Source organism: Candidatus Thiosymbion oneisti (assembly GCF_900092655.1).
Taxonomy (GTDB): domain Bacteria; phylum Pseudomonadota; class Gammaproteobacteria; order Chromatiales; family Chromatiaceae; genus Thiosymbion; species Thiosymbion oneisti.
Genome location: NZ_FLUY01000600.1, coordinates 1 through 2,311 on the forward strand (window position 1 = coordinate 1; position 2,311 = coordinate 2,311).

General features: G+C 60.7%; 1 protein-coding gene. It reads left to right on the forward strand.

From position 1 onward, the window contains the following. Positions 1-264: 264 nt before the first annotated feature. Positions 265-1,983 carry an acetolactate synthase 3 large subunit gene (locus tag BQ17_RS06565; protein ID WP_089725432.1) on the forward strand — a complete coding sequence of 573 codons (1,719 nt, stop codon included), beginning with the start codon at positions 265-267 and terminating at the stop codon, positions 1,981-1,983. Positions 1,984-2,311: the final 328 nt, after the last annotated feature.

Here is a 2,311-nt window from a genome sequence, read left to right on the forward strand (position 1 = left end):
TTGGCCGCTCACTTTCCGGCCCATTTAACGCCAGGACGCAATGGCGCCAAGACGCAAAGTTTCTTTGTTCTTTCTTTACGTCCTTGCGTCCTTGCGTCCTTGCGTTTTTTCGCAATTTCCGTTTTTTCGCGAACTGAGCCACTACCGGGCAGGACCATACCTTGACCGCGCAGCTGCGGCTCATGTAGCTTAGCTAGTTTGTTGAATCATCCTTACTTACCCGCGGGTCGGCCGTGGGTCCGGGGTGGAGGGAGGGTCGCCGAGGTGGAATTGAGTGGTGCCGAGATCGTCGTTCAGGCCTTGATCGACGAAGGCGTCGAGTACGTCTTCGGATATCCCGGGGGCGCGGTTCTGCACATCTACGATGCCGTCTTCAAGCAGGACCGGGTCAAGCATATCCTGGTCCGGCACGAGCAGGGGGCAGCCCACGCGGCCGACGGCTATGCGCGCGCCACCGGCAAGTGCGGCGTGTGCCTGGTCACCTCGGGTCCCGGTGCCACCAACGCGGTTACCGGGATCGCCACTGCCTACATGGACTCCATCCCCATGGTCATCCTGAGCGGCCAGGTGCCCACACCCGTGATCGGCAGCGATGCATTTCAAGAAGTGGACACGGTCGGCATCACCCGCCCCTGCGTCAAGCACAACTTCCTGGTCCAAGACGTGCGCAAGCTGGCGGAGACCATTCGCAAGGCCTTCTATATCGCCACCTCGGGCCGGCCCGGGCCGGTGTTGGTCGATATCCCGAAGGATACGACCGATCCCAACGTCAAGATCCCCTATGCGTATCCGCGGGAAATCAGCCTGCGTTCCTATCGCCCCGCAAGCAAAGGGCACCCCGGTCAAATCAAACAGGCCGTCGCGGCCATGCTCGCGGCGCAACGACCCGTCATCTATACCGGCGGTGGGGTGATCCTGGACGATGCCTCGCACCTGCTCGGGGAATTGGTCCGTGCCACCGGGTTCCCGATCACCAGCACCCTCATGGGGCTGGGTGCCTATCCGATGACCGAGCGCCGGTTCATCGGCATGCTGGGCATGCACGGCACCTATGAGGCCAATATGGCGATGCACGAGACCGACTGCCTGATCGCCATCGGGGCCCGCTTCGACGACCGGGTCACCGGCAAGATCGAGCTCTTCTGTCCCCACGCCGAAATCATTCACGTGGACGTGGACCCCTCGTCCATCTCCAAGAATGTGCGGGTAGATATCCCCATCGTCGGGCCCGTCGCGAGCGTGCTCGAGGATATGCTGCGCCTGCTTAAGGAAGCCGGGTGTGACCCCAACCGCGAAACGCTGACCGACTGGTGGGCGCAGATCGAGCAATGGCGGGATATAAAGTGTCTGAGCTACGATCGCGGCAGTGACAAGATCAAGCCCCAGTTCGCGGTAGAGACCCTCTACCAGGTCACCAAGGGCGAGCTCTATCTGACCTCGGACGTCGGTCAACACCAGATGTTTGCCGCCCAGTTCTACCCCTTCGACCGGCCGCGTCGGTGGATCAACTCCGGGGGCCTGGGGACCATGGGCTTCGGCCTGCCCGCGGCCATGGGGGTGCAGCTGGCCTTCCCCGAGGCCCAGGTGGCCTGCGTCTCCGGCGAGGCGAGCATCCTCATGTGCATCCAGGAGCTGGCGACCTGCAGGCAGTACGGGCTGCCGCTCAAGGTGATCATGCTCAACAACGGCTACATGGGCATGGTCCGTCAGTGGCAGGAATTCTTCTATGAGAGTCGCTATTCCCACTCCTATGTGGATGCCCTCCCGGACTTCGTGCAGCTTGCCGAGAGCTTCGGGCACATCGGGATGCGGGTGGAGCGGCCCGGCGACCTGGAAGGCGCCATGGAAGCGGCCTTCGGCATGCAGGATCGCCTCGTATTCCTCGACGTGGTGGTGGACCCCACGGAAAACGTCTATCCGATGATCGCGGCGGGCAAGGGGCACCACGAGATGCACCTGTCGCCGGAACGGGAGCTGGCCTAGTACCTAGTTTCGATCGATATTGCTAGTACCTAGTTTTGACCGATATTGCAAGTTCATGGTATCTGCTTGCTCACACGCCTAGCTTTCACGCTCCGGCGCCAAAACTAGCAGAATCGATAGAAACTAGGTACTAGGGGGTGTTCTCAATTAACAAACGATCTAATCCTCGCTATCTCGAACCACGGATAGACACGGATCAACACGGATGGAGATCAATCCGTGTCGATCCGTGTTCATCCGTGGTTCGCTTGCCGGTTGTTATCTGCACTAACCAATGGTTTTCACAGGCTAGATGGCCGCAACATCCCACAGGTCCGCTCCGAGACAC